The sequence below is a fragment of the Halorussus halophilus genome, assembly GCF_008831545.1.
Taxonomy (GTDB): Archaea; Halobacteriota; Halobacteria; order Halobacteriales; family Haladaptataceae; genus Halorussus; species Halorussus halophilus.
Map to the genome: position 1 here is coordinate 2320760 of NZ_CP044523.1, position 26195 is coordinate 2346954.

The 26195-nt window shown below is 64.1% G+C and carries 27 protein-coding genes; 18 read left to right on the forward strand and 9 right to left on the reverse strand.

From position 1 onward, the window contains the following. Positions 1-31 precede the first annotated feature (31 nt). The 9 genes from F7R90_RS11550 to F7R90_RS22200 all read left to right on the forward strand — a co-directional run bounded on the left by F7R90_RS11550 (position 32) and on the right by F7R90_RS22200 (position 8864). A complete protein-coding gene (locus tag F7R90_RS11550) occupies positions 32-496 on the forward strand; it encodes a DUF7283 family protein (protein WP_158057580.1) in 465 nt (154 codons plus the stop codon). Then, positions 477-905, forward strand: coding sequence for a DUF7285 family protein (locus tag F7R90_RS11555; protein WP_158057581.1), 429 nt, complete (start codon positions 477-479; stop codon positions 903-905). The genes F7R90_RS11550 and F7R90_RS11555 overlap by 20 nt, the downstream gene beginning before the upstream one ends. After that, positions 902-1777, forward strand: coding sequence for a DUF7284 family protein (locus F7R90_RS11560; RefSeq protein ID WP_158057582.1), 876 nt, complete (start codon positions 902-904; stop codon positions 1775-1777). The genes F7R90_RS11555 and F7R90_RS11560 overlap by 4 nt, the downstream gene beginning before the upstream one ends. Position 1778: 1 nt before the next feature. After that, complete coding sequence (locus F7R90_RS11565) at positions 1779-4904, forward strand: DUF7286 family protein (RefSeq protein WP_158057583.1); 3126 nt, start codon at positions 1779-1781, stop codon at positions 4902-4904. A 38-nt stretch (positions 4905-4942) separates the two neighbouring features. After that, entirely contained in the window at positions 4943-5374 is a 432-nt protein-coding gene (locus F7R90_RS11570) for a DUF5791 family protein (RefSeq protein WP_158057584.1), read from the forward strand. Position 5375: 1 nt separating this feature from the next. Continuing rightward, positions 5376-6269 (forward strand): SDR family oxidoreductase, encoded by an 894-nt coding sequence (locus F7R90_RS11575; RefSeq protein ID WP_158057585.1) that lies wholly within the window; start codon positions 5376-5378, stop codon positions 6267-6269. Between the two features lie 64 nt (positions 6270-6333). Beyond that, the gene (locus F7R90_RS11580) at positions 6334-7518 is read left to right on the forward strand and encodes a DHH family phosphoesterase (protein ID WP_158057586.1); all 1185 of its coding nucleotides are present in this window, start codon (positions 6334-6336) and stop codon (positions 7516-7518) included. Between the two features lie 52 nt (positions 7519-7570). Continuing rightward, positions 7571-8659, forward strand: a complete 1089-nt coding sequence (locus F7R90_RS11585) for an aldo/keto reductase (protein ID WP_158057587.1) — start codon at positions 7571-7573, stop codon at positions 8657-8659. Positions 8660-8696: 37 nt separating this feature from the next. Then, a complete protein-coding gene (locus F7R90_RS22200) occupies positions 8697-8864 on the forward strand; it encodes a hypothetical protein (protein WP_192498293.1) in 168 nt (55 codons plus the stop codon). A 142-nt stretch (positions 8865-9006) separates the two neighbouring features. Here the strand turns inward: F7R90_RS22200 and F7R90_RS22205 are convergent, their stop codons facing one another. Continuing rightward, the gene (locus F7R90_RS22205; protein WP_192498294.1) at positions 9007-9162 is read right to left on the reverse strand and encodes an HVO_0758 family zinc finger protein; all 156 of its coding nucleotides are present in this window, start codon (positions 9160-9162) and stop codon (positions 9007-9009) included. A 441-nt stretch (positions 9163-9603) separates the two neighbouring features. Between F7R90_RS22205 and F7R90_RS11590 the strand changes: the two genes are divergently transcribed. After that, on the forward strand, positions 9604-10767 hold the full coding sequence (locus F7R90_RS11590) for an MFS transporter (protein ID WP_158058913.1): 1164 nt from the start codon (positions 9604-9606) through the stop codon (positions 10765-10767). Positions 10768-10938: 171 nt separating this feature from the next. Continuing rightward, a complete protein-coding gene (locus F7R90_RS11595; RefSeq protein WP_158057588.1) occupies positions 10939-12045 on the forward strand; it encodes a glycosyltransferase family protein in 1107 nt (368 codons plus the stop codon). A gap of 15 nt (positions 12046-12060) precedes the next feature. On the opposite strand, the gene F7R90_RS11600 is transcribed toward F7R90_RS11595, so the two are convergent. Then, positions 12061-12726, reverse strand: a complete 666-nt coding sequence (locus F7R90_RS11600) for a phospholipase D family protein (protein ID WP_158057589.1) — start codon at positions 12724-12726, stop codon at positions 12061-12063. A 47-nt stretch (positions 12727-12773) separates the two neighbouring features. Continuing rightward, entirely contained in the window at positions 12774-13616 is an 843-nt protein-coding gene (locus F7R90_RS11605) for a metallophosphoesterase family protein (protein ID WP_192498295.1), read from the reverse strand. Between the two features lie 122 nt (positions 13617-13738). Between F7R90_RS11605 and F7R90_RS11610 the strand changes: the two genes are divergently transcribed. Together F7R90_RS11610 and F7R90_RS11615 are read left to right on the forward strand one after the other, a co-directional pair. Beyond that, a complete protein-coding gene (locus F7R90_RS11610; protein ID WP_158057591.1) occupies positions 13739-14866 on the forward strand; it encodes an ArsA family ATPase in 1128 nt (375 codons plus the stop codon). An 80-nt stretch (positions 14867-14946) separates the two neighbouring features. Continuing rightward, entirely contained in the window at positions 14947-15645 is a 699-nt protein-coding gene (locus tag F7R90_RS11615) for an alpha/beta hydrolase (RefSeq protein ID WP_158057592.1), read from the forward strand. Here F7R90_RS11615 and F7R90_RS11620 read toward each other — a convergent pair whose 3' ends face one another. The 4 genes from F7R90_RS11620 to F7R90_RS11635 form a co-directional block, all read right to left on the reverse strand. Continuing rightward, entirely contained in the window at positions 15646-16488 is an 843-nt protein-coding gene (locus F7R90_RS11620; protein ID WP_158057593.1) for an SDR family oxidoreductase, read from the reverse strand. It lies immediately after the preceding gene. Between the two features lie 71 nt (positions 16489-16559). Next, positions 16560-17393 carry an endonuclease V gene (locus F7R90_RS11625; protein WP_158057594.1) on the reverse strand — a complete coding sequence of 278 codons (834 nt, stop codon included), beginning with the start codon at positions 17391-17393 and terminating at the stop codon, positions 16560-16562. Then, positions 17393-18304 (reverse strand): rhomboid family intramembrane serine protease, encoded by a 912-nt coding sequence (locus tag F7R90_RS11630; protein WP_158057595.1) that lies wholly within the window; start codon positions 18302-18304, stop codon positions 17393-17395. The genes F7R90_RS11625 and F7R90_RS11630 overlap by 1 nt, the downstream gene beginning before the upstream one ends. Positions 18305-18745: 441 nt before the next feature. After that, positions 18746-19435, reverse strand: a complete 690-nt coding sequence (locus F7R90_RS11635; RefSeq protein ID WP_158057596.1) for a class I SAM-dependent methyltransferase — start codon at positions 19433-19435, stop codon at positions 18746-18748. A gap of 137 nt (positions 19436-19572) precedes the next feature. Here F7R90_RS11635 and F7R90_RS11640 point away from each other — a divergent pair, with 137 nt between their 5' ends. The 3 genes from F7R90_RS11640 to F7R90_RS11650 are packed head-to-tail and all read left to right on the forward strand — an operon-like array spanning position 19573 to position 22302. Continuing rightward, positions 19573-20010: a DUF5788 family protein gene (locus F7R90_RS11640; protein WP_158057597.1), complete on the forward strand. Its 438-nt coding sequence runs from the start codon at positions 19573-19575 to the stop codon at positions 20008-20010. 11 nt (positions 20011-20021) lie between these two features. Beyond that, positions 20022-21761: a DNA polymerase/3'-5' exonuclease PolX gene (gene polX, locus F7R90_RS11645; protein ID WP_158057598.1), complete on the forward strand. Its 1740-nt coding sequence runs from the start codon at positions 20022-20024 to the stop codon at positions 21759-21761. Position 21762: 1 nt separating this feature from the next. After that, positions 21763-22302, forward strand: a complete 540-nt coding sequence (locus tag F7R90_RS11650; protein WP_158057599.1) for a Mut7-C RNAse domain-containing protein — start codon at positions 21763-21765, stop codon at positions 22300-22302. A gap of 13 nt (positions 22303-22315) precedes the next feature. Here F7R90_RS11650 and F7R90_RS11655 read toward each other — a convergent pair whose 3' ends face one another. Beyond that, positions 22316-22528: a hypothetical protein gene (locus tag F7R90_RS11655; protein WP_158057600.1), complete on the reverse strand. Its 213-nt coding sequence runs from the start codon at positions 22526-22528 to the stop codon at positions 22316-22318. A gap of 93 nt (positions 22529-22621) precedes the next feature. Then, positions 22622-23533, reverse strand: a complete 912-nt coding sequence (locus F7R90_RS11660; protein ID WP_158057601.1) for a DUF7139 domain-containing protein — start codon at positions 23531-23533, stop codon at positions 22622-22624. A 588-nt stretch (positions 23534-24121) separates the two neighbouring features. Here F7R90_RS11660 and F7R90_RS11665 point away from each other — a divergent pair. Then, positions 24122-25696 (forward strand): Na+/H+ antiporter NhaC family protein, encoded by a 1575-nt coding sequence (locus F7R90_RS11665; RefSeq protein ID WP_158057602.1) that lies wholly within the window; start codon positions 24122-24124, stop codon positions 25694-25696. Next, positions 25693-25959: a DUF7513 family protein gene (locus F7R90_RS11670; protein WP_158057603.1), complete on the forward strand. Its 267-nt coding sequence runs from the start codon at positions 25693-25695 to the stop codon at positions 25957-25959. Before F7R90_RS11665 ends, F7R90_RS11670 begins: the two co-directional genes overlap by 4 nt. The last annotated feature ends 236 nt before the right edge of the window (positions 25960-26195 follow it).

Consider the following 26195-nt stretch of genomic DNA (forward strand, 5'->3'; position numbering starts at 1 on the left):
TTTAAGTCCGAAGCCGGGGCCAACCCGCGGCATGTTCGACGCGCCCGTCGATGCGTGGTACGTCTGGCTCGGAGTCGCCCTCGCAAGCACCACTGCCTTCGGACTCGCGGCCTCGCTCCCCGACGAACCGCCGCCGGACGCCGCGGGTGTCGCGGCAACTGTGGACGCCGTGGCCGCGAGTCAGCACGCGACGACTGCGACACACCCACTCGGCGCTGACGCTGTCAAACTCGCCCCAAATCGCGTCGCGCTCAGAGCGGATGGGACAGTCGCGCACGCCACTTTCGCCTACGGACCAGTGGTGCCTGTCGTCCCCGGCTCTGGGCTCTGGGAGGTGCTTCGCGGGACGCCGCCTGACCATGCATTTAGCTCGTCTGCCGAGTTCCGCCACTCGGTCGAGTCGGCCAGAGAGCGCCCCGCTTCGTGGCGAGCGTGCGAGGAACTGACCGTGCGGACTGTCTCGTGGGAGGGGGTCGATGTCACGCTGGTCGGCTGAGTCCGAGCGCAGACCCGGCGGGTCTGACGAGTCCGGACAGGTCGAACCGCTCGCCGCGCTCGTCGCCGTCTTCGCGGTCGGGGTGGCGCTGAGTGCCTACGCAGGGGTCCTTTCCGACGCACTCCCGACGCCAGAGCGGAACGTCGCAGAGCCGACGGCACACCGCGCACTGGCCGAAGTTCGCGTCGGCGCAGTCGTCTCTCCGGAGCGACTCCAGGCGGGAATCTTGGCTGCACCGGAGGGTTACGACTGCAACCTTACGCTCACTGCGGCGGGCAGCACGTGGCACGCGGGGCCGCCGGTTCCCGAGCGAAAGTTCGAGACCGATACCGCCACCCGAACTGCGAGCGTTCGGGTCGCGCCCGGCCACGTCCGGCCGGGGACGCTTCGCGTGGTGGTCTGGTCGTGAGGGCCATCAGTACCGTCCTCGACGTGTCGCTCTGTCTGCTACTCGTCGCCGCGAGCGCGACGACGCTCGCCGGTGTTCCGCTCCAGAAATCGGGGGGCTCGAACGCGCACTCGGCAGAAGCGACCGCCACGCTCGTGGCGACGAATACGGCGTCGGTCTCGTACGCACTCGGTGAGAACAGAACAGACGGCAACGTCTCAACAGTCCACGACACGCTCGCTGGCCTGCTGGCAACTGTCGCCGTGGCGAGTAGCGAAGTGGATGCCGACTCCGAAGAAGTCGCGCTTTACCCCGAAACCGACGAATTCCGTGAGAACGCGACCCAAGCGGTCGCTCGTGGCCTCCGACGCTCAGAAGTTCCCTCACACGTTCAGGTCGTCGCTCGGTGGAAACCGTACGCTGGCGCAGCAATCCGTGGGCGTGCAGTAGCAGGTTCGACACCACCACCACGCGCGGACGTGCGTGCCGCGACGTTTACCGTGCCGAGTGGATTCCCCACCGAGCGTGCAGACGCAGTGACTGCGGCCCACGCAGACGGCTACAGCGGCGTCGCGCACGTCCTCGCTCGGGGTCTCGTCGCCGGGTGGTTTCCGGGCAACGGGACCGCCTTGCGCGACGACACTGCTCTCCGCAACGAAACCGCCGCGCGCTATCGACGCGTCGCCGAAGCATACGACACAAGCGTCGAAGACGGACTTTCGGCCAACGTTTCGCGCGCCACGGACGTTTCCCAAGCAAACCGCAACCTCGTCCGCGCGCTCGCCGCCGACGTCGAACCGCGCCTCCGAGAGCGGTTCGACTCGCCGCAGGCGGCCGCTCGCGCAGTCTCTGTGGGTCGAGTCAGCATCACCGTCAGGACGTGGTCGGCGTGAGGTGCGGGACGAACGGCAGGAGGCCCCGATGAAACTCGCCGAAGACGAGCGCGGCCGGATCCCGTTCGCACTCGTCGGCGTCCTGCTGCTCGTGACCAGTGCCACGCTCAGCGTAACGCTCACGGCCTCGCCCGAACCACAGGTAGACCGCTCGGTCGGTGAGGCGGTCGAACGGGCGACTGCGGCAAGCAACACCGCACTCCGCGGGGCCGTCTCGCGGGCCGGACGGCGCGCGGCCAGCGCGCCGGTGACGGCGACGGCGAACACCACCTTCGGTGCAGTCGTCAACGACTCGACGCCGTACCGCGACGCGCTCCGCATCCGCATCTATCTCGCGGCACGGGAGGCTCTGGGTAGCGTCTCGGCACGCGCCGCGGGCGTCGAAGCGTCGGCGTCGCTTCCGGCGACGCCGAACGCGAGTGCGCTTCGGGCCGCCAAGCGGCGGGTCCACGTCGAGCGGACTGGTGAGCGCGGCGCGTCCGGGCTTCGAGTCACCATCGAGAACGTCACCGTCACTGCGAGCAAGTCCGAGCGAATTGCCGAACAAACAACCTACTCGCCGACGCTGACTGTCGCCAGCCCTGCGCTCGCGCTCCACGAGCGAACCGAACGATTCGAGACGAGACTGAACCATGGGCCGCTCAGCCCCGGACTCGGTCGCAGACTCACCGCGAGCCTCTACCCTGTGGCGTGGGCGCGTGGCTACGCCCACTACGGCAGGGCCCCCATCGAGAACGTCGTGGCGAATAGGCACGTCGCACTCGTTACGAACGGAGCGATTCTGCGCGAACAGCGGCGTGTCTTCGGCCGCACGGACCCGGCCGGACGCCGCGCGCTCGGATGGGCGACGGTTCGCGTCGGCACCACCGACCTCGTGGAAGCGACTCACACCGAGCGCGCGAGTCGTTGGACCAACCTTCTGCTGGAAGCCGCCAAGAAGAACACGCAGTCAGCACCCCTGATGAGCGGGAAATCCAGACAGACCGGGACACAGACGCCACTCCGCGTCGGCGTCAATCGAACTGCCGACCGAGCGTACCTCGGGGTACTCTCCGACTCTAACCTCTCGTCGATCCTCGAAACCGCCTACGGTGCGGAGGTGCGGCTCCACGCCGCGGTTCGCCCGGAACGAATCGAGCAGCAACCGACGCCGCGACCGCCGGGCGAAAACTGGACGAAGGCGAACGAGCGCGTCCGAACGACGGTTCGAGTTACGGACGCGAGCGCGCCGGTTCCCGGGACGACTTCGGGATGGCATCGGCTACAGAGCGCGACGCGTGAGGTCGTCCAGCGGCATTCGCTGGTAGTCGAGTGGGAGCGAAGCGCGGACGTGGAGGGGAAAAACAACGAGACGCGACGAACCGTCTCGCGCTGGACCGAGACGTACCGTGTCGGCGTCCTGTTGGCTGGCAACCACCGGTCGGTCGCAGGTCCTGTTAATGTCCCGACCCGCCAAATCGTGGGCGTCCACCAGCGGGGCGGCCCGCTCGACGGGCCGAACCTCCGAGACGTGCGCGCGCTGGCCGCGGAGCGACTCGTCACGAATCGCGGTGGCTTCGACCGACTCGCCGAGCGCGCAGTCCTCGGTACGCTCGACACACGCCCAGTCACCGTCTCTGGCCGCCATCCTGTCGAACTCAAACCATGGGTCGTCGCAGACCTGCGTTCGTTGCGCAAACGCGTCCGGAACGTCACCGTCGCAGTCCCGCGGCGGAAGGTGGCGACCGGCGACGCGAATCCGGCGGCCGAACTCGCACAGAAGCTCGAAAGTCGCCGAGAGGCACTGATGGACGCACCAGCGAGCTACGACGGCGTAGCCGACCGAGCGCGAGTTACGGTGCGCGCGGCCTATCTCGACCGGGTGATTCGGCGACTCCACGCTCGTGGAAATCGAGAGAAGCGCCTGAACCGCGGCGTGGACGACGTGTTAACCGAGGCCGGACTCTCCGCGGAGCGAATCCAGCGAATCGCGAGCTCGAAAGCTGGCGTCGAGACGCCGTCACAGAAACCGATGCCAGCGGCAGGTCCCGGCCGGTCGGCGAACCTGAGCGTCGATGGCGCGCCACCGTATCTCACGCTATCGCCCATCGACCACGAGCAGGTCGCCGCAGTTCCGGCGGGCGACCGGCGGTATCCGCTCGCGGCGCGCAACGTGAACCTGTTCACGGTTCCCTACGCCGACGCTGCCGACACGGCGATTGGATTGCTCGACGGCACGAGAAGCAACCAGCGAACCGACTTGCAGTCGGCCGCGCTCTCGCTCCGGGCGGCCAACCGGACGCTGGCCGAGAAGCAGAACGAAACGCTGGCTGAGAACCGGGACGCGCTTCAACGCTCGCTCGCTGGCTCGCTGGACGCCGTTCGACGGCGACTCGCCGCGCGCCTCGCGGACAGAGACGACCGGCGGTCGGCGGCGGCCTACCGAGACATCGTCGATGCGGGACTCACGCGCTGGAACACCACGACAGCACAGACACTGGCAGTGACGAACGGGTCGGCAGCCGACGCAATTGTGGCCGAGTTGGTCCGACGGGAATCGACTTCGAAACCGTCGATTCGAGCGGAACGAGTCGAACTCCGCGTTCGGTTCGCACTCGAAGCGACCCGCAAACACGTCGATGGCCCGCGCCAGTCGCTGGTCGGGCAGACGAGCAAGAAGGCTCGCTGGGTCGCTCGCGAAGAGGTCAAGCGCGTCGTCGGCGACACGGTCGCGAACGCTACCAAGCGCGGTGCCGACCGCATCAAAGACCGCTGGTTCGGGAAGGTGCTATCGGACGTTCACGCCGGACTACCAGTCGCGCCGGTCCCGGGGTACTGGTACGCGACGGCGAACGTCTGGCACGTCGAGGTGAAGGGCGGGTACGCGAAGTTCACGGTTCGCACACCGCAGGGGTCGCCACTCGAAACGGGTAGCAGCGACCGCGGCGTGACCTACGTTCGCAAGACTGGGCGCGTCCGAATCGACGTTGACGACGACGGAGACCGGGAGGTTCTGGGTCGAACGACGCCAGTCTCGTTCGAGACGAGTACTGTCGTCGTGGTCGTCGTACCGCCCGGTCCGCCCGGCGTCGGCGACACCGACGGCGACGCCGACGAGCGGTCGCCGGGGTGGTCGGCCAAACGGTAAGTGAAATCCATTTCAACTGCGCGCCCCACAACAGAGATATGCTCTACGACGAAGTCGCCGACCCCGAGGAGACGACGCCCGAGGAACTCCGCCAGAACTACGAGTCTGAACTGGCCGAAATAGTCGAGACGGTCGGCGTCGAAGCCGCCGCCGAGGAGAGTGGCGTCGAACGGAAGAAACTCGACGCACTCGTCGCGGGCGAGTCGCCGCGACTGCTACTCGAAGACGCGGCGGCGATTTTCGCCCTCCGAGAGGACGCCCCGGCGAAAGACGACATCCTACTGGAGACCCGCGACCACCTGATGATGGGGATGACGACGGCCATCCTCGACGTGGACACCATCGCGGCCGAACTCGACTCCGGCATGGACAGCAAGGAGATTCAACAGAAGATAGAGGGTCGGATGGCGATGCCACTGGAGCAGTTCGCGCTCGTCCAGCACTTCATCGCCAGCAGAAGCGGGATGTAGTATGAACGTCGTTATTCTCGGTTGTGGCTACGTCGGTCTCGAACTCGGCCGTCAGTTGACCGACGCTGGTCACCGAGCAGTCGGCGTTCGCCGGTCTTCGGACGGTATCGACGCCATCGAGGACGCAGGCTTCGACGCCGTGCAGGCCGACGTGACCGACGCCGATTCGTTGGAAGCGGTACCGGACGCCGACCACGTCGTCTTCGCGGCCAGTTCCGGCGGCCGGGACGCCGCGGCCGCCCGCGAGGTGTACGTCGAGGGGCTTCGAACCGCAATCGAGGCGTTCGGCGTACGCGAGAACTCCCCCGAGCGATTCGTCTACACGTCCAGCACCGGCGTCTACGGCGACCACGGCGGCGACTGGGTGGACGAGGCGACGCCGTTGGAACCGACGACTGAGAAGACCGAGGTTCTCGTGGAGGCCGAGCAAGTGGCCCGAGAGGAGCCTCCCGAGTGGGGAATCGACGGCACTGTCGCGCGCCTCGCGGGTATCTACGGACCCGATAGGACGCGGCTTGAGCGATATCTGGACGGCCCGGTGACTGAGGGCTATCTGAACATGATACACCGCGACGACGCCGCGGGCGCGATTCGATTCCTGTTGGAGCGAGACCTCGCGCGCGGCGAAGTCGTGCTGGTCGTGGACGACGAACCGGTCTCGAAGTGGACGTTCGCTGATTGGTTGGCCGACGAGTGTGGCGTGGCGCGACCAGCGAAGCAGACTACCGAAGAGCGACTCGCGGACGAGGGCCTCTCAGAGCGCGTTCGTCGGCGACTGCTGACGAGCAAACGCTGTTCGAACGAGCGGCTTCGGTCTCTCGGATACGAGTTCACTTATCCGACATACAAAGCGGGTTACCGGACCGCTATCGACGCTTACGTCGGGCAACGTTAGGGAATTGGGGATTGACACAACTATCGGGAAAATTTCTTGTTGGTCGGGGTACTCAGCTATCGATATGCAACTGCCAGCACTCCCGGAACTCCAGTTCCAAGGCGTCCTCCGGGCCGTAGAGAACTACGGTCTGGAGAACCCGGAACTGGCGGGGGCGGCCGTCCTCGGGGCGGTCGCACTGCTGGCCTCGTTGTGGCTGGTCGTGCGATGGATTCGCCGACCGATGGGCGCGCGTCTGAAGCGCGCGCTGGCCAAGCGCGAGGCAATCGCCATTCTGATGCACCCCAACCCGGACCCCGACGCGATGGCCTGCGCGATAGGCATCGCCCATCTCGCCGGAGAAGTCGGAACCGATGCGACGCTCCAGTTCACCGGCCAGATACGCCACCAAGAGAACCGTGCGTTCAGGACCGTCCTTGACCTCGAACTGGAGTGCATCGGCCACATCGAGGAGTTGGCCGCGGAGGACGTAGTCCTCGTAGACCACAACACTCCCCGCGGCTTCGACGGGGCGGAACGACTAGAACCGTACGCAGTCGTAGACCACCACCCCGGCAACGGCACGGGCGAAGTGTTCACCGACCAGCGAACCGACTACGGTGCGTGTGCCACCATCGTCGCCGAGTACCTCGACGACTTGGGCGGCGAACCGCTCGGCCCGGACGACTCCGAGGACGCAGACTTCGTCGTCCCTTCCGAGGTGACGACCGGACTGCTCTACGGGATTCAATCCGACACGAAGCACCTGACGAACGGCTGTACCGGCGCGGAGTTCGAGGCCGCCGCGTACCTCTACGAAGGGGTAGACGAGGACCTGCTCGACCGCATCGCCAACCCGCAGGTCAGCGCGGAAGTACTGGAAGTCAAGTCGCGCGCCATCTCCGGACGCGACGTTCGCGGTGCGTTCGCGGTCAGCGACGTGGGCCGACTGAGCAACGCCGACGCCGTCCCGCAGGCCGCCGACGAACTCCTACACTTGGAGGGCGTCACCGCGGTCGTCGTCTACGGCCGCCGAGAAGACACGGTGTACGTCTCGGGTCGTTCGCGCGACGACCGTGTTCACATGGGCAAGGCACTCGAATCGGTCGCCGCCGACATTCCCGGCGCGAGCGCAGGTGGCCACGCCCGAATGGGCGGCGGGCAGGTACCGGTCGAAGGCGCGGCGTACACCCACGATTCGGAGATACAGACGTGGGACCAGAGCGAACTCACGACCGACATCTTCGCGGCACTGAACGGCGACGTGTAACCGGCCGTTCCGAACCCCACGACGTTATCCTCGCCGAGCGAGTAGTTCCGATATGGCCACTGCGGACGGCACCTACGAGTACAAACTCCAACACGGCGACGAGTTCGGCCGCACCTACTTCCGGCGGTTCAACGACCTCGCCGTCTCCAGCATCGGTGCGGGGACGTATCTGGGCGACCCGACCGACGCCGTCGATTCGCGCTACCACGACGCACTCACGACGGCGTTCGAAAGCGGCATCAACGTCGTAGACACTGCCAGCAACTACCGCTGTCAGCGGAGCGAACGCGTCGTCGGACGAGCAGTCGAGGACGCCGACGTGTCCCGCGACGCTATCTTCGTCTCCACGAAAGGGGGGTTCCTCCCCTTCGACGGCTCTCGACCCGAGAACCCCGGCGAGTACGTTCGAGAGGAGTTCGTCGAGACGGGCCTCGTCTCGCGGGAGGACCTCGTGCGCGGCAGTCACTGCATCGCGCCCGACTTCGTAGACGCGCAACTCGACCAGTCGCTCGCCAATTTGGGAGTCGAGGAAATCGACTGCTACTACGTCCACAATCCGGAGACGCAATTAGAGGACAACTCGCCCGAGGACGTGTACGACCAACTCGAAGCGACGTTCACGCGCCTCGAAGAGCGAGCGGCGGCGGGCGATATCTCGACGTACGGCGTGGCGACGTGGAACGCATTCCGGGTGCCCGAGGGCGACGACCAGTACCTCTCGCTTCCGGAAGTGGTCTCGCGGGCCAGAAAAGCCGCGAAGGTCGCCGAGAACACTGCGACGCACTTCCGCGCCGTGCAGTTGCCGTTCAACGTCTTCATGGCCGACGCGTTCACCGTCGAAGCCCAATCGGGTCCCGAGGGCGACCAGAGCGCGCTCTGGTTCGCTCACGAAGCGGGCCTGAACGTCTTCACTAGCGCGAGCATCGCGCAGGGCGACTTGGCGAGCCAGATTCCCGCGGAGGTCGCAGAAACGTTAGAGGGAGATTCCACGGTCCAGCGCGCCATCAACTTCGCGCGGAGCGCGCCCGGCGTCACGTCCTCGCTGGTCGGGATGAGTCGCTCCGAACACGTCGAGGAGAACGTCGAGGCAGGCCGGTTCGACCCGATGGGCGCGGACGCCTTCGACGCCGTGTTCGAGTAAGGAAACTGTTATCAGCGCGGGATTTGCCAGTTGTCGTGTGAAAATCTCTCTCTTCACGCCTCACGAACTCGTCGGGTTCTTTCTGGCGTGGGGTATCATCTGGTTCGTACACTCTGGAATAAACGGGAACCCGTTCAACAGTTTTCTCGTCGTCGCTTCGTTCGTCGGACTCGTCCTCCTCAAAGTGTTTCGCGGTGAGTCGTAGTTGTTCGAGACCAACGTAGTCGTACGAGTGACCCTACACTCGCCGAGAAACGCATACGCTAACCGATTACTCGTGCGAGAAACAGGGAGGGCGGCAAACCCACTGTACTATACTGTGGGGTAGTTGTGGTCGGTAGTCTATCCTACGTCGTCTTCCACTCCTTGCCACAGTCAGGGCACGCTCGCACGTGCTGGCCGTCGTTCGACGCCAGCGACTCCTTGCAGATACCACACGAGAATCGTCCGCGGGTATCCTTCTCCACTTCGTGTTCGTTCAGTCCGCGACGTATCGATTTCATGTGGACTCTGCTACAATGGATTCGGATGAAAAAGCTAGGGGCTGTTTCGGCCGTTGCAATTGGGACTCGGTGCAACCGAACGCGAGGGAACGGACTGCCTCTCGAAATTAACTCTCTTTCGAGTTTCCTTCTTCCAGCCGGGTCACGCGAGGGATTTCCCGGTTGTGATTACAAACGATTTCGCCGAAACGGTGTAGAACAGAGTTACGTCGCGGCTTAATTGATGGGTAAGACCGCCAATCTGCGTTAGAGACCCGGTTCTCGGTCTGCTCCCGCGACCCACTCGCTCTTCGAAACTGCCGCCATTGGCGTGTTCACTACCCCCATACGACCAAGTGGCGTACTTTCACCGCCTGTTCTGCCCGTTTCGGAACCTTTGATTACCTCCCCACGCAACCAAGGTCCGTGTCACGAGGCCGGTTGTTCGCGTCGCTGTGTACGATGGTCTTTCTCGTCAACCTCGCTCGCGTCGTGTTCGCCCCGCTGTTGGAACCGTTGTCTGCCGCGTTCACGATGACCGAGGGAACGGCGGGCTTAGTCGCCACGCTGGCGTGGTTAGGCAGTGCCTTACCACGTATTCCGACGGGATACCTCCTCACTCGCGTCCGCCGCCATCGTGTCGTCCTCGGGACCGGTGTCGTCCTGACCGGTGCCGCGGCGTTCACCTCCGTGGCGTCCTCGGTGGCGATGCTCGGCGTCGGCGCGTTCCTGATGGGTTTGGCCAGCGGCGCGTACTTCATCGCCGCGAACCCGCTCATCACGGAACTGTACCCAGAGCGAGTCGGCCGGGTCATCGGCATCCACGGAACGGCGAGTCAGATCGCTGCCGCAATCGCTGGCCTGTTCGTCGGTGCGGTGTTGCTCGCCGGGGAGTGGCAGTTGGCGTTTCAACTCATCGCCGTCGTCGCGGCACTGACGACGGCCGTCTTCTATCGGACGGCAAAGCGAACTGAACTGCCGGACGTGGGGAGCGCGGACCGCGACCTGTTCGCGGCCGCTCGCCGACAGTGGCCCATCATCGTGAGCGGCGTCGCCATTCTCGGTGCGACCGGGTTCGTCTGGAACGGGTTCTTCAACTTCTTCCCGCAGTACGTGAACGCCTCGAAGGCGGGACTCGGGCCTGCGACCGGTCGGACGCTCCTCACCGTCGTCTTCGCGGCTGGGGTGCCTGCGTTCTGGCTGACGGGACGACTCGCCGACAGAGTGCCCCACGTCCCGCTGATGTTGACCGTCCTCGGCGCGTTCATCGCGTGTCTGTTGGTGCTGACTGTCGTCCAAGGCTTCTGGGCCATCGCCGTCGTCACCGCGATTCTGGGCTACGTCATCCACAGTCTCTTCCCGGCGATGGACACCTACCTGCTCGACTCACTGCCGGACGAAAATCGTGCCAGCGCCTACTCGCTGTACAGCGGTGCGATGATGATAGTGCAGGCTGGCGGCAGTTGGGGCGTCGGCGAGTTGGTCGAAGCGGGCTATCAGTACGACACCATCTTCCGAACGTTCGCGGGCGCGCTTGTCGCTATACTGGCCGTGCTGGTCGTGCTGTACGCCGCGAACAAACTACCGACCGGTGGACGGGACCCCACCGTAGCACGCGGCGATTAGAAAAATCGGAGTAACGTCACTCGGAGTTAGAGTGCTTCCCGACAGACCGCAATCGCGGGCGGAATCAGTTCCTCGTCGTCTCGTCACCCGACGATCACGACCCGTGACTGACGGGGACCTCGATTACCGATTCCGGCCCATTTTCAACCCTCGCTTCCCAACTCTCACGCGATGGAGTACGGCCAAGAGCGCATCGCCACCCTTCACGAGTTGACCGACCACGTCCCCGACGCACCGACGAGTCGCGCCGCCGTGGTGGTCCCGATGACCGAGCGCGAGTACGCCGGACTGGCCGCCGAGCGCGTCCTCTCGGAGTTAGAGCGGGTGTCACCCGGTCGGGTGGTCGTCCCGCTCCGCGCGCCTGCCGAGAAGGTGTCGGCGTTCTGCGAGTGGCTCTCGGCGTTCGACCTGCCGCTCGACGTGCTGTGGTGCAACGGCCCCGGCGTGACCGACCTGCTGGCCGACCACGGCCTGAACGGCGACGCCGGAAAGGGCCGGGACGTGTGGCTTGCCCTCGGGACCGCCGCGGCGACTCACGACTACGTCGTCGTCCACGACGCCGACGCGAAGACCTACGAGGCCGCGGACGTGTCCCGTCTGCTGTCCCCGCTCGCGCAGGGCTACGACTTCGCCAAGGGCTACTACGCTCGCGTCGAGAACGGCAAACTGTACGGACGGCTCTGTCGGCTCTTCTACGCGCCGCTCGTGCAGGCACTCGCCGATGAGAATCCGGACGCAGAAATTCTTCAGTATCTCGACGCGTTCCGCTACGCACTGGCTGGAGAGTTCGCCATGACCGCGGACCTCACTCGCTCGGTCCGCGTCGAGCGCCACTGGGGACTCGAAGTCGGGACGCTCGGCGAGGCGTTCGACTACGCCGGATTCGAGGGAACTGCACAGGTCGATTTGGGCCACTACGAACACGACCACCGTGCGGTCTCCGGACCGACCGGACTCGGCGACATGAGCGAACACGTCGCCGCCGCGCTCTTTCGGACTGTCGAATCTCGTGGCGTCGAACCGTCGTACGCCGACTTGGTCGAAAACTATCGACGCGTCGCCGACGAGTTCGTCGAGCAGTACGCTGCCGACGCGGCGTTCAACGGCCTTTCGTACGACCGTATGGCCGAGCGCGAGCAGGTCGATATCTACGCCGAGGCGATTTCGCCACTTGGTGGGAAGGACTCGCGTCTGCCGACGTGGACCGAGACCGACCTTCCGCCAGCGACGGTGCTGGAGACGTCCCAGAGCGACGTCTCGGACGTTCGTGACGACTAAGAGCCTGTTAGTTTCCTACTCGTCGTCCGACTCTGCTCCGTCGAATTCGCCCAAGAGCGGCGGCACCGCGGGTGGCTCTCGTCGCCCGAACGGAAGCGCCCCCCGAACCATCTGCGGGAGGTTGATGCGACCCTTCGAGAGCCACGTGTCGGCAGTCTTGCGCAGGCGAACGCTCCGCCGGAGGTCGTCGGGCGTGACGGTGTCGCACTCGCCGACGAAGGAGTGCATCCAGTCGAGGTGCGACTGGAAGATTTCGTCGTCAGTGTCGTCCGCGCGGTAGTACCAAGCGAGTTCGAGGTTCTTCCCGAGTCCGTCCCACGTGAGGTTCGCCGACCCCATGACTAAGGCGGGGTCCTCGCCGTCACGGATGTAGAGTTTCGGGTGGATGAACCCGTCCCGGTAGGTCAGTAGCTGACAGCGGTCGTCCACGTCGAGGTCCCAGATTGCGTTGGCGACCAGACGGGAGAACTGGTCTGCGCCGGTCGAGACGACGATTACGACACGGTTGTCCGGATTCCGCGCCAGAAACTCTCGGAGCGAGTCGGCGATGGTGAGATAGCCCGACCACGTCAGGTAGCCCGTCGCCAGATAAACCGTGCCGTCGGATTCGAACAACCGCAGGACTGCCTCGGCGACCAACTTCCCAGTGAGGCGATTGTCGAAGACTTCCTGCTCGACCATCGCCACCACTCTACGTCGCCTATCACACTAAAACGATACCCCTGTACTCAGAACGAGACGCCGGAGATGGGGGTTCCGAGCGCGTCGAGCGACCCCGTCGAGTCGCCCTCGGGACTCTCGGCGGCGTCGGCGTCGTCGTACTGGTAGAGTTCGATGTCGCCGTCCTCGACGACCAGAAACGTGTTGTGAACTGGCGCGGTCGATTTCCACGACCCCGGATTCGCCACCGTGTTGTCCGGGTGGACGTACGGGACGTGGGTGTGGCCGTAGACGAGTTTGTCCGCCGCTATTTCCTCGACGTGGGAGTGTGCACGCCGTTCGCGGCGCGGGTACGTCGGCGTCCCATCGAACCCCGCGTCAGCGCCGAGTAGGGAACTCGCCGCCAACTTGAGTCCTCGCTTGCTTCGCTGGACGAGTCGGCGGCCGCTGGCCACTATCGGGTCTTTGCGGCCGTTAGTGGGGTCGATGTCGCCGCGGTCTCCGGCCCCCGAGAGGTAGGTCGAGACCACGTCCGATTGGAGTCTGTCGAACGATTGCCCGTGGCGGAACTGCACCCGCTGGCCGCCGCTTTCGAGGGCGTGCTGGTCGCGGAACTCGACGCCGTACAGCGCGTCGTCCAAGTTCCGGAGGTACGTGTCGTGGTTCCCGTAGACGAACGAGACCGGTATCTCCTCGGCCAACCGCTTCAGGCGCGTCACCGTCTCGCTGGTCTCCCACGCGCACCCGAACGGGTCTCGGCGCACGAGGTCCCACACGTCGCCGAGCAGGACGAACTGTTCGATTCCGGTACAGTTCTGCGAGACGCTATCGAGGAAGCCACCGAACGCCTCGGCGTTCGCGTTCTCGGCCCCGAGGTGAACGTCTCCAGCGACGAGTATTTTGCTGCTCACTTGAATTACGCTAGTGTCCTTGAAGACTTGACTGCTCCGATACCGAGTCGGAGACGGCGACCTTCGAACGAAGCGTGTGGGAGACCGACGAGTACACAAGCGTTCGTCCACGACTCACCGGTATGGCCGAACTCGACGTGGAAGCGGTCGAGGACATCGACGACACGGACGTGCCGACCGGCGTAGACGCGCCCGAGTACGTCCTCTACGGGGGGAAAGGCGGCGTGGGTAAGACGACGATGGCGGCCGCGACGGGTCTCGCCAGCGCCCGGGACGGCACGCCGACGCTGGTCGTCTCGACGGACCCCGCCCACTCGCTGTCGGACACCTTCGAGACCCAGATTCCCGCCGACCCGAAACAGATACGCGAGGACGTTCCGCTCTACGCCGCGGAAATCGACCCCGAGGCGGCGCTGGAAGACGGACACGGGTTCTTCGGCGGCGGAGCGGGCGGTCCAGATTCGGCCGATTCGACTGAAGCCGCCGACGCGAGCGATGCAAACGGGGCGAGCGACCCGAACGCAGAGGGTGGAGCGGTTGGCGGTCCGATGGGCGGCATGCTCGACGGCGACGACCCGATGAGCGCGATGCTCGGCGGCCAGATGCCCGGCGCGGACGAAGCCGCGGCGATGCAGAAACTACTGGAGTTCATGGACGACCCGCGGTTCGACCGCGTCGTCGTGGACACCGCGCCGACCGGCCACACGCTCCGACTGCTCGAACTGCCCGAACTGATGGACTCGATGGTCGGCAAAATCATGAAACTCCGCCAGAGGTTCCAGGGAATGATGGACGGTCTGGGCGGTCTCTTCGGTGACGACGCCGACCCCGAGCAAGGAATGGCCGACCTAGACGAACTGTCGGCGCGCATCGAACGCCTCCGAGCGACCCTTCGCGACCCGACTCAGACGGACTTCCGGGTCGTACTCGTCCCCGAGGAGATGAGCGTCTTCGAGTCGAAGCGACTGCGCGAGCAACTCCAGGACTACGACGTGCCGGTCGGTACCGTCGTGGTCAACAAGGTGATGGAAGATTTGGCCTCGGTAGCGAACGGCGTCGATTCGGACGCGTTCGTCTCGCCGGACCTCGACAGTTGCGAGTTCTGCCAGCGCCGCTGGGAAGTCCAACAGCAGGCACTGTCGGAGGCTCAGGAACTGTTCCGCGGACACGACGTCCGGCGCGTTCCGCTGCTGGCCGACGAAGTGCGAGGCGAGCGGATGCTTCGTCTCGTGGCGGCCTGCCTGGAGTAGCGACTGACGGCGTTCTGGTGAACTCTGACTCGGTGGACGCGAATCTTTATTTTCCCCTCGAGTGATGACAGCCGTAGCACATGAGTGTCGAAGAAATTCAGTTACCTGTCGGCGAGGACAGCGTTTCAGGCCGTCTGAACGTTCCGAACGACGACGCGAAGCGTGGCGACGCGGAGCGCGGTATCGTCTTGTTACCGGGCGCGGGCCACGGACCCTACGGCGACATCTTCGACCAGTTCGCAGACACTGCTACCGAAGACGGTCACCACGTCTTGCGGTTCCAGAGTTGGAGGTCACCTGACGAACTATGGGAGAAGACGCTCGGCGAACTGCACGCGGAAATCGATGCCGCAGTCGCGTTTCTGCAAGACAGCGGTTGTTCGAACGTCAGTCTGGTCGCCAAAAGCTTCTGCGGCGGCGTGTCGCTGACGCACGTCCCCGACGCTATCGAGCGGATGGTACTGTGGGCGCCGGCAATCAGAGTCGGCGAGCAAGCCACTATCGAAGAAATCGAGACCACGAAACTGAGCGAGGCCGAGTCGATGCAGATAGACGACGCCACGTTGGCCGCCATCGAGACGCCGACGCTGATTCTGCACGGCGACGAGGACGAAGGCGTGCCAATCGAAGGCTCCGAACGGATGGTCGAGCACATGCAGGACGCACGACTGGCAGTAATCGAGGGCACGGATCACTCGTTCTTGGGGACCGACCCCCGAGAGGAGACCGTGGAGAAAACCGCCGCGTTTCTGTCGAACGGACTCCGCTGTCACTCCTAGTTAGTCGCTCGACGACCGCTTCGACAACAGCGAGAAGCCGAACCCGTACAGTTTGTCCATGATAGTCGCCGGGACGAACCGCGCGAACGTGGACGCTTCGGCTATCTTTCCGACCGGATAGCGCGCGGCGGGGTCGGTGAGGTTCGCGGCGTCGAGAATCGTCTCGGCGACTTCGACCGGCGAAATCTCGCCCGGCGCGCCACTGCCGAGCGTTCCGGCATCGTCCAAGATGGAGTAGATGTCGTCGTAGGCGTCCGAGCGTTCGAAGCCGTTCGCTTCGCTTTCTGCGCGTTCGGCGAACGCCGTCTCGACCGGGCCGGGTTCCACGAGTACCACGTCGATGCCGAACCGGTCTACCTCCGGGCGGAGCGCATCGCTCATCGACTCCATGGCGGCTTTCGACCCGCAGTAGACGCCCATGCCGGGCGTCGAGACGCGCCCCGCGACGCTGGAGACGTTGACGATAGTCCCGGTCTGGCGCTGGCGCATGTGCGGCAGGACGGCACGAGTGAGTCGATGTGGCCCGAAGACGTTCACGTCGAACTGCTTCTCGACGCTCTCGACGGGGACGTCCTCGATAGGCCCCAGTTGGCCGTAGCCCGCGTTGTTGACCAGACAGTCGATGCGGCCTTCCTCGTCGATGATTCGGTCCACGACGCGCTCTACGTCGCCGTCGTCGGTCACGTCGAGCGTGGCGATGTTACAACCTTGCTCGCCTAACGCTTCGATGTCTGCGGGGTTGCGAGCGGTCGCGTACACTTCCCACCCGTCGGCGAGGAACGACTCTGCAGTCTCGCGTCCGATGCCAGACGAACAACCCGTGATGAGGACGGTCTCTGTCATTACTCTCATTGTCTCGGCGTGGACAGTTAACTACTGGCGGTTCAGGTTACCACTCGGCGCAGAGATTCGGCTTACCGTTCGGACTTCACTTCGTCGGCGTAGGCGTCCGCCAGTCGCGTCGGTTCCGGGAGCTTGTAGCCCGCACAGAGTCGCCAGACGAGTTCCGTGGCCGTCTTCGCCGATACTCGGTGGCCGGGGCTGACGTACAGCGGATTGACGTACCGCCTGCTCGGGTTGTCGTACTGCTTCGACTGGAGCGCGTAGCCGATGACGGTCCCCTCGGGTGCGGTCACGTCCTCGTCGGCTTTGATTGGCACGCGAACACCCTCCGGGAGCGGTTCGTCCAGCGGTTCCTCAGCGCGACCACAGAGCAGGTTCTTGGCGACGCCGATTGCTGGCAGGTCGAGCGTGACGCCGACGTGCGTCGCCAGTCCTGCCTGCCGAAAGTGGATGCGGCCGCTCCCGTCCACGATTGCGAGGTCGGGTTCGACTGACAACTCCTCGAACGCCGAGAGGATAGCTCCGCCTTCGCGAAACGAGAGCAGACCGGGGATGTACGGTATCTGGCAGGGTTCGACGGCGTGGACACGTTCGACCACGTCGCCGTCTTGCACCGCGACGATGGCACTGATTGCCTGTTCGCCGTCGCTCGTGAACGCTTGGTCTACCCCAACGACCATCGGTGGGTCGCGCTCGCGCTCTCTCTGTTCGCGTTCTTCGGTCGTCTCGTCGAGCGTAGTCTGGGAGCGTTCGCTCGCTTCAGTAGCGTCGGTCCCGACGTTCGTCGGGTCGAACGAGAAGTCGTCTTCGAACACCGCGGCGTCCGCGATGTCGCGCTGTACCTGTTCCATCTCCGCCCGCGAGAGCGAGGGGTCAGGAACGAACTCGGGGTGGACAGGGTCCATCAGAAGCGACCGGGCCCCCGACCGCCGCCGCCCATGCCGCCACCGCCGCCACCGCCGAACTGGAGTTGCTGTGGTCCGCGCTCGCCTTCGGCCTTGAGTTTCGCGCCGTAGGCGAGTCCGATTGCCACGCCCATGAGGTGGGCGAGTTGTGCGACGCCGCCCGCACCGATGCCGCCGCTCGCGCTGACGAACGCCGAGTAGCCGACGAACAGTGCCGTCGCCAGCCACAGCGGCATCGGGATGAAGAAGTACAGGTAGATGCGCAGGTTCGGGTTCAGGACTGTGAGAACTCCCATCACGGCGGCGATGGCACCGCTCGCCCCGAGGACACCCGAGGAGACGCCCATGAACGCCGAGACGCCGACCTGTGCGAGACCCGCGACCATCCCGGAGATGAGGAACAGCGCGACGAACTTCTTGCTCCCGATGCGCCGCTCGACGACGGGGCCGAAGAAGTACAGCACCAGTCCGTTGAAGAACAGGTGCATCGGGCCGCCGTGCGCGAAGATGGACGTGACCCACGTCCAGACGTAGTTGATGTGGTTGGACTGGAGGATGAACAAGAATGCCTCCAAGTCAGGTCGCCCTAGAATCACTCGTAGCGTCATCTGGACGGCGAACGTAACCACCATCAGTCCGAGGAAGAGATACGTCATGTTGCCCCGGAAGTAACCCAGCGGGCCGCCCGTGCTCGTGTTCAACCGACTCGTCACGCCGCCGGAAGAGCCACCGCGGTTCTCGACGCTCTCGTCGAAACCGCTGTCGAAGACGCCATCGGGGTCGTTCCACTCGTTCAACCCTGGGCACTCGTGGCTCTCGGGGAGTCGATGTTCCCCACAGTAAGTGCCGCCACACCGGCGACACTTGTACGGCATGTTCTCGTGTTCGCCGCACGCGTCACACTTCGCCATTGGGTTTGGCTTGGGGGTGTGACTTGAAAGGGGTTTGGGTAATCGGCATTCAGGCCGAGAGAACGCTTTCGAGTTCGGGTTCTGTCCGGTTGACTGAGATGTGTGACCTCGGAGTGCTGGTCGTTCCGAGTAGGATTCCCTCTGTACCGGTGTGTTTCCGGTACTGATTTTCCAGAAGTAACGAGCCGATTTTTCTCCGCGGTGCAGGTCTTCGCTAACTACTCCCGTCACAACTGAGAAACCGCACCCGCACTGCGAGGACCACACGCCTCCCCAACCGATTCCCTTCGCTCCTTTCAGTCGCTCCGGTCGTCCACCGACAGAGCTGACTCTGTCGAGACGTCGCTCGCTTCGCTCGTGAAGACCTCGCGCAGAATCGGTACGAACTGAACTCGACCCAGCGCGCGCCATGACCCAAGAGTAGCGTTTCGAAACCTTGCCTTACTCCGGTTTCTGTCCGCCGTACACCGCGAAGTTGTAGTACTGCCAGATAGACGTGACCGCTTCGAACTCAGACTCTCGAAGCCATACGAGTTGATCGGTCAGCGTCGAGGGGTTGTCGTAGTCGTCACTGGCTTCCCACTCGTCCATGAAGTCCGCTTCCTCCCAGCCTTTCGAGCGGACCCAGTTCTCTATCATGTCGCCCGAGAGTGCCTCCAAGTGAGGGGCGTCGAACTGCACGACGTCGCCGTTGATGAACCAGCCACCGGGGTTCAGACAGTCGTAGATAGCGTCGAAGAGAGCCTTCTTCTCGCCCTCGTCCAAGTGATGAACCGCCAGTGAGGAGACGACCAAGTCGAATTCGTCAGTTTGGTCGGGGTAGTCCTCGGGGAACGCGCCCTGTCCGAGTTCGACTCGGTCGCCGAACGTCTCCAGTTTACGCTCGGCCTCGACCAGCATCTGTTCGCTGTGGTCGGCCGCCAGCACTGAACTCTCGGGGAATCGTGTGAGGAGTTTCGCCGTCAACTCGCCGGTTCCGGTACCGAGTTCCAGCACCCGAATCGCTTCCGAGCGGTCGTGGGGCGGGGAGTTCAGAATCGCGTCGTGAAGCTCGTCGTACCGCGGCACGATGGCTTCGATGCCGGGGTCGTAGACGCTCGCGTCGGCAAACACTTCGCCGGGCTTCTTCATGCCGATTCGTAGTCAGTCCACGCACCTATGCTTTTGTTGGAATTATCCGCGCCGACTGGAAGTATTCCTATCGTGCATACCTGGCGAGACGCGCCCTTCGCGGTGACTTTTTGCCGGTTGCGTCCCGATAGAGAGGTGTGAAGGAGTACGAGCGAAAGCAACTGCTCGAACGGGTCGAGCGCGAGGGCGCGACCGTCGGTGCGGACATCCCCGAGACCATCGACGTGCAGGGAGAGGACGTGAACCTCCGAGAGTTCGTCTTCGAAATCAAGCGCCGGGACACGATTCCGGCGGGCGAACGCGACCGGGTCGAGCAGGCGAAGAAGAACCTCCGACGCGAGCGACTCCAGCGCAAGCAGCGACTGGAGGAAGCCGACATCACGCGTGAGGAGGGCGAAGACTTCGTGGGGGCTATCATTGGCATCGACCGGGCGATGAACGCCCTCGAAAGCCTCGGCGCGACGAACATCGAAGACGAGGCCAAAGCCAAGGAAGCCGCCGACCAGAAGCGCTGGATGTCGTTCCTGAAACAGGCGCTCGGACGCGAGGATTCGAGCAGTCGCGGTCGATTCTAGGACAACAAACCATGAGACGAAACGCCGAAATCGCCGAGTTACTCGAAGCGTACGCCGACCTACTGGACGCCCAAGACGTAGGCTACAAGCCCAAGTCCTACCGCCGGGCCGCAGAGAGCATCCGAGATTCCCCAGCAGACATCGAAGACCTCGCCGACCAAGGACCGGAAGCCGTCCAAGAAATCCCCGACGTGGGCGAGTCCATCGCCGAGAAAGTTATCGAGGCCGTCGAGACGGGGACGTTCCACCAATTAGAGGAAAAGCGCGAAGAACTCCCCGTCGAGATGGCCGAACTCACCGCCGTCGAGGGCGTCGGCCCGAAGACGGTGGGTGACCTCTACCGCGAACTCGGCGTGCAGGATTTAGACGACCTCGAAGAAGCCGCCAGCGGCGGCAAGATTCAGGAGATTTCGGGCTACGGCGAGAAGTCAGAGCAGAACATCTTGGAGGGCATCGACTTCGCTCGCCAGTCCCGCGAGCGCGAACTGCTCGGCGACGCCCGGCCTGTCGGCGAAGAGGCACTCGACTTCTTCGAGTCGATTCCGGACACAGGGAGATGCGAACTCGCGGGGTCGCTCCGTCGGTGGAAATCCACCATCGGCGACATCGACGTACTAGTCGCCAGTGACGATGGCGAGACAGTCATCGACGCGTTCACCGACTGGGACGAGGCCGACGAAGTCATCGAGGCCGGAACGGACAAAGCCAGCGTGCGCTCGAACGGCCAGCGCGTCGATTTGCGCGTCGTGGTACCCGACGAGTTCGGGAGCGCGTTGCAGTACTTCACCGGGAGCAAGGAACACAACATCCGACTGCGCAACTACGCCATCGCGCGCGACCTGAAGATAAACGAGTACGGCGTCTTCGATGTGAGTGACATCGACGACCCCGACGAAGGCCAGCGAGTCGGCGAGCGAATCGCGGGCAGAACAGAGGACAGCGTCTACGAAGTCCTCGACCTCCCCCCGATAGCGCCCGAGATGCGCGAAGACCGGGGCGAAATCGACGCCGCCGCGAACGAGGACCTCCCGGACCTCCTCGAAGAGGGTGAGATTCGCGGCGACCTCCACCTGCACACCGAGTGGTCCGACGGAGAGTACACCATCGAACAGATGGCCGACGCCGCAGCAGAGTTCGGCCACGACTACATCTGCGTCTCCGACCACGCGACTGGGCCGGGGATGGTCGGCGGGGTCGGACTGGACGACGAGGAACTGCGCGAGCAAGTAGCCGAAATCCGCGACCTCGAAGCGGATCTCCCCATCACCGTCTTCGCTGGCGTCGAAGCCAACATCGACGCCGACGGCGGAATCAGCGTCGGCGACGACCTGCTAGCGGACCTCGACTGCGTGGTCGCCTCGCCACACAGTGGACTGGACGGTGACGGAACCGACCGTCTGGTCGCCGCCGTCGAACATCCGAGCGTCGATATTCTGGGCCACCCGAGCGGTCGGATTCTCAACGGTCGTCCCGGGTTGGAGTTCGACATCGAGACCGTCGCAAAGGCGGCCGCCGAACACGACACCGCACTCGAAATCAACAGCAATCCGCACCGACTCGACCTCTGGGGGAGCGCGGTCAAGCAGGCCGTCGAAGCAGGCGCGACCATCGCCATCAACACGGACGCTCACGGCCCGCCGGAGTACGCGAACGTCCGGTACGGCGTCCACACCGCCCGTCGCGGGTGGGCCGAGACGGCAGACGTGCTGAACTCGCGGGACGCCGACGGCGTGCGCGAGTTCTTCCACTGAGATGCATGAAGACGAGCGTTCTTCGTCCGCTGACACCTCGCTCTTGCTCGACGTGATGCTCGGCAAACTGGCGACCTATCTACGGATGTGTGGCTACGACGCGGCGTATGCGCTCGACTGCGAGCCACGAAGTGACTCGGAACGGACGAGCGGGGAGGAGCGAAGTGACGACCCGCGAGGCGTCGAAGCCGACGACCGATTGCTCGAACTGGCGCGCGAAGACGATCGGTTGCTCCTGACCCGAGACGTGGCGCTCGCAGAGCGTGCAGGCGAGGACGGCATGTTGCTCGAATCGCACGGCGTGACCGACCAACTGGCAGAACTCGCGTCGGCGGGATTCGAACTCGAACTGACAGAGCCAGCGCGCTGTGCGTCGTGTAACGGCGAACTGGTGGAGGTGGACGGAACGAGTGAACAACCGACGCCCGAGTACGCGCCGAGTACCGAGGAGCGGCGCGTCTGGCGATGCGCTGAGTGCGGGCAGCACTTCTGGAAAGGAAGCCACTGGGAGTCGGTAAAAGAGACGCTCTCTACAATCTAAAGCCCCGTCGGACCTATCCTGTCCGGCGCGGTGGCGGGCCGTCCATGTCTGCGTCCGTAGCGACCGCGAGCGCGGCGGCGAGCAGCGCCATGCCGAGGCCGATGGCGACCCAGAACGAGTGTGCGCTAGCGGCGATGGGAATCGCGGCGGCCACGACGCCGAGGACGCCTAACGCGAGCGGCCACTTCTTGCTCACGTCGCTTGGGCGCTCTGCTGAACGCTTCATACTACACTGTTACTCTATGCCACATTAAATGTTGGGGGATCTACCATTCGCCGTGAGAAATCGGCAACTGTTCGCGTCTCGTCTGTTCGCGACTCAGCTATTCGGTTCCCACTCGTCGCAGGCGTCCATGTCGTCCATGGCGCGGCCGTAGAAGCCACAGTGGGGTTGCATCCCGTTGCCCGACCGGACGTACTGGAAGTGCTTGCAGTTCCCGCAGTAGGTGTCGGTCGTCCGCTGGTTCGACAGTCCCTCCGCGTTCGGGTCGTCCAACGGTGAACTGATGTCGTTCGCGGCGACCGTGCCGCCGTCGGCGTGGGTCCCGCCCGGCGCGTCGTCCATCGGCACGTCGCCCAGGAAGCCGACGCCGCCGTATCCGGTGGGCTTGCGCTCGGAGTCGTCGCTGTACTCGCCGGGGGCGGCCAACTCGGTCTGCATCGCGCGCAGTTCGTCCAAGTTGTCGAAGTCGTCTAAGTCGTCGGCGTCAACTTCGACAGTTCGAACTTCGCCCTCCTTGTTGATTTCGAGCGTGACGGTGCCGCCGGGGTCGTTGCGCGTCTTGAAGTTCGCGACGGCGACGAACAGACACCAGAAGGTAACGATGAGGCCACAGAAGTAGACGGCGACGACCTGCAAGGTCTGTGCGCGACTGTCGCCTGCGCCCGCCCAGTCGTAGGGGTAGGCGTTCGTGAACAGTGCCACGCCGAGGACGGCGATTCCTGCGCCGATTGCGGCGGCCGCGCGAACGCGCTCGCTGGCGGGCAAGATGGTGAACACGCCGACGAACACCGCTGGAACGCCGAGTCCGGCGAGGACGCCTGCGATTTCGCGCGCGTGGTACCACTTGACGCCGAACCCGGCGAGCAAATCGACGCCTATCGTGGCGGTCAGCATGCCGGTCACGACGAGCAAGGCTCCGGTGGCGAACAGCCCCACGCCGAGGTAGAGTCGGCGTTTGTTGCCCACCTCGCCGACGTTCTCCTCGTAGGTCTCCGCGAGGCTTGTCATGTGCGGGCCAATGCATTCCAGACCGTTAACCTTGCGTCAGACGCGCGGCATATGATGGCGGTATTTTTGGTATCGAGATTGCGGGAAGGATTGTCGGGGGTGGTCACGTTGAAGAGCAGTAACTGTCGAAACCGTAGCCAACTCGACGGATGAGTTCGTGACCGCTACTTACACGATACAAAGGGAACCGCACCGCTACCGCACCACATACCTCCCCAGCCGATTCCTTCGGCGCTCGCGTTGCTCGCTTCTCAGTCATCCCTCGCACGGGGTTCGCCACGACGCAGGGTCGTGCCAGCGCGCGCCGACTGCAACTGAAATCGAGAGAAACTAGCCAAACCTCCGGCGCGCGCTGGCGGTGCTGGGCGGTTCTCCTAAGCACCGGCAATAGTCTGTTCGCGGACTCGTTCGAGATGCTAAATCCGAAGTTGTCGTATCTCCACCAACACTTACCAAACCCGTCTCACCGACAAACGAATCCGACACAACGAACCCAATCACCCCAAAATACCGACCACTACTAGCGAATCTCGCCGTTAGCTGGCGATTATTTATAAGCCCCCTCAGTATGAAAACACACATCACAGCATGGGCGAGTCAGACGACAATCGAGAACAAACAGTCGAACAGGAACTCGCGGAGGCCCAGCAGGCCAGACGCGGTAGGGAAATAGAGTTCTACGGTGGCCCGGCCGCGAGTGCGATACCCATCGCGTTGTTCATCGCGTGGGCCATCTTCCAGAGCGGCGTCTTGCGAATCGGCGACACGACCGGACTCGTCGCCGGTATGCTGGTCGCACTCGTCGTCGGGATGTTCTTCGCCAAGGGCGACTGGAAGACCTACGCCAACACCATCTTCGAGGGGATGACCCAGCGCGTCGCGGCCACCGCAATCGTCGCGTGGCTCTGGGCGGGCATGTTCGCCGACACCATCCAGACGGGTGGCTTCGTCGGCGGACTCGTCTGGGCCTCGGAAGCACTCAACGTCGGAGCCACACTGTTCCCCGCGATTACGTTCATCCTCGCGGCACTGCTAGCGACGGGCATCGGCACCGGCTACGGGACGACCATCGCGTTCACTGGCCTCTTTTTCCCCGCCGGGATTCTACTGGGTGCGAACCCGACGCTCCTGTTCGGAGCGATTCTCTCCGGCGCAGTGTTCGGCGACAACCTCGCACCGGTTTCGGACACCACCATCGTCTCCGCGGTCACGCAGGACTCGGACATCGGCGGCGTCGTCGCGTCACGGTTCAAGTACGCTATCGTCGCGGCGTCGTTGGCGTTCGTCGCCTACTTGATTGCTGGCAGTACGATGTCCGGCGTCGAGATTTCGGCCGCACAGGACGTACTGGCTGGACAAGCCACGTCGGCGGGTCTCGTCCACCTGCTCTCGATTGGCGTGGTCATCTTCACCGCGATTCGTGGCCGCCACATCGTGGAAGCGATTTCGTGGGGGCTCATCGTGGCAATCGCTTCGAACTTGCTCTTCGGACTCGCGTCGGTGTCCGACATGCTCGTGTTCCGCGCGCCGTCGAGCGGTATCACTGAGACGTTCGCCGTCCTGCCGTTCGTGACGACGGTCCCGGCCACGTCCGACCAAATCGGCGTCGGCGGGTCGATTCTGAACGGTGCGGCCGGGTTCTTCCCGCTCATCGTCCTCACGCTGCTCATCGTCTCGGGCGCACAAATCATGATTCGCGGCGGCGGCTTCGAAGCCATCCAGAACTGGCTGTTGGAAAACGTCGCGACCAACGTCCGCCGCGCGGAGACGACGATGGTACTCGGCACTGCGAGCGTCAACGCGATGATTACCATCAACACGGCGGCCGAAATCGCCATCGCGCCGTACATCGCCCGCATCGGCGAGCGGTTCAACGTCAACGGCTACCGACGCGCGAACATCCTGGACGCCAACACCTCCGCGCTGGGCTACATCTTCCCGTGGGCGGGCGGCGTCCTCGTCGGCTACGCCGAGATGCGCACGCTCGTCGGGTCCGACAACTTCCAGTGGTTCACCCGCGAGATGCTCGTCAACCCCGCCGAAGTCTGGCCGTTCGTCTTCCACGGCTGGTTCCTCTTCGGCGTGTTCCTGATTTCGGCTCTGACCGGGTTCGGACTGGAGTACATCTCTGACCGCGAGTCCGAGGAGGTGGCCCGCGTATGAGCCGCAAGCGCAAGTTCTTCGCCGGGATCGGCTTCCGGACGAACACGCCCAGTTTCGACGCTGGTGAAGAGATTTCGGCGTTCATCACGGGCTACGACGGTGACGTGCCGGTTGCCCGGATTGGTGATTCGATTCTGCGTATCGAGGGCGCGCCGGATGGGGCAGTGGACATCCGGGCGATTCTGAAAGTGGAGTCGTTCGACGATTCGAATCATACGGGGACGGCGACGTTCGTGGAGAAGACCGGGGAATCGGCGTACTAGTAATTCTGTTTCTTCGTTTTTTGTGTGGTGGTAGTTCGTGGGATTTGGACTGGTACCGCGACAGCGACTACAATTCAATTGAATCTCTGAACAGCACTATCGCCGAAACCGATGAGAAACCGCCCCGCCCAGCATCGGGATAGCCACATTCCTCCCTAGCCGATTCGCTCGTTTCACTCACTCATCCACCGGAAGAGCAAGCTCTTCCGAGCCTCGCCTCACTACGCTCAGCGAAA

What these genes read in the sequence shown, in the direction of transcription:
- F7R90_RS11550 (WP_158057580.1), top strand. Translation starts at nt 32, where the DNA reads ATGTTCGACGCGCCCGTCGATGCGTGGTACGTCTGGCTCGGAGTCGCC.
- F7R90_RS11555 (WP_158057581.1), top strand. Translation starts at nt 477, where the DNA reads ATGTCACGCTGGTCGGCTGAGTCCGAGCGCAGACCCGGCGGGTCTGAC.
- F7R90_RS11570 (WP_158057584.1), top strand. Translation starts at nt 4,943, where the DNA reads ATGCTCTACGACGAAGTCGCCGACCCCGAGGAGACGACGCCCGAGGAA.
- F7R90_RS11575 (WP_158057585.1), top strand. Translation starts at nt 5,376, where the DNA reads ATGAACGTCGTTATTCTCGGTTGTGGCTACGTCGGTCTCGAACTCGGC.
- F7R90_RS11580 (WP_158057586.1), top strand. Translation starts at nt 6,334, where the DNA reads ATGCAACTGCCAGCACTCCCGGAACTCCAGTTCCAAGGCGTCCTCCGG.
- F7R90_RS11585 (WP_158057587.1), top strand. Translation starts at nt 7,571, where the DNA reads ATGGCCACTGCGGACGGCACCTACGAGTACAAACTCCAACACGGCGAC.
- F7R90_RS22205 (WP_192498294.1), bottom strand. Translation starts at nt 9,162, where the DNA reads ATGAAATCGATACGTCGCGGACTGAACGAACACGAAGTGGAGAAGGAT.
- F7R90_RS11590 (WP_158058913.1), top strand. Translation starts at nt 9,604, where the DNA reads ATGGTCTTTCTCGTCAACCTCGCTCGCGTCGTGTTCGCCCCGCTGTTG.
- F7R90_RS11595 (WP_158057588.1), top strand. Translation starts at nt 10,939, where the DNA reads ATGGAGTACGGCCAAGAGCGCATCGCCACCCTTCACGAGTTGACCGAC.
- F7R90_RS11600 (WP_158057589.1), bottom strand. Translation starts at nt 12,726, where the DNA reads ATGGTCGAGCAGGAAGTCTTCGACAATCGCCTCACTGGGAAGTTGGTC.
- F7R90_RS11610 (WP_158057591.1), top strand. Translation starts at nt 13,739, where the DNA reads ATGGCCGAACTCGACGTGGAAGCGGTCGAGGACATCGACGACACGGAC.
- F7R90_RS11615 (WP_158057592.1), top strand. Translation starts at nt 14,947, where the DNA reads ATGAGTGTCGAAGAAATTCAGTTACCTGTCGGCGAGGACAGCGTTTCA.
- F7R90_RS11620 (WP_158057593.1), bottom strand. Translation starts at nt 16,488, where the DNA reads ATGACAGAGACCGTCCTCATCACGGGTTGTTCGTCTGGCATCGGACGC.
- F7R90_RS11625 (WP_158057594.1), bottom strand. Translation starts at nt 17,393, where the DNA reads ATGGACCCTGTCCACCCCGAGTTCGTTCCTGACCCCTCGCTCTCGCGG.
- F7R90_RS11630 (WP_158057595.1), bottom strand. Translation starts at nt 18,304, where the DNA reads ATGGCGAAGTGTGACGCGTGCGGCGAACACGAGAACATGCCGTACAAG.
- F7R90_RS11635 (WP_158057596.1), bottom strand. Translation starts at nt 19,435, where the DNA reads ATGAAGAAGCCCGGCGAAGTGTTTGCCGACGCGAGCGTCTACGACCCC.
- polX (WP_158057598.1), top strand. Translation starts at nt 20,022, where the DNA reads ATGAGACGAAACGCCGAAATCGCCGAGTTACTCGAAGCGTACGCCGAC.
- F7R90_RS11650 (WP_158057599.1), top strand. Translation starts at nt 21,763, where the DNA reads ATGCATGAAGACGAGCGTTCTTCGTCCGCTGACACCTCGCTCTTGCTC.
- F7R90_RS11655 (WP_158057600.1), bottom strand. Translation starts at nt 22,528, where the DNA reads ATGAAGCGTTCAGCAGAGCGCCCAAGCGACGTGAGCAAGAAGTGGCCG.
- F7R90_RS11660 (WP_158057601.1), bottom strand. Translation starts at nt 23,533, where the DNA reads ATGACAAGCCTCGCGGAGACCTACGAGGAGAACGTCGGCGAGGTGGGC.
- F7R90_RS11665 (WP_158057602.1), top strand. Translation starts at nt 24,122, where the DNA reads ATGGGCGAGTCAGACGACAATCGAGAACAAACAGTCGAACAGGAACTC.
- F7R90_RS11670 (WP_158057603.1), top strand. Translation starts at nt 25,693, where the DNA reads ATGAGCCGCAAGCGCAAGTTCTTCGCCGGGATCGGCTTCCGGACGAAC.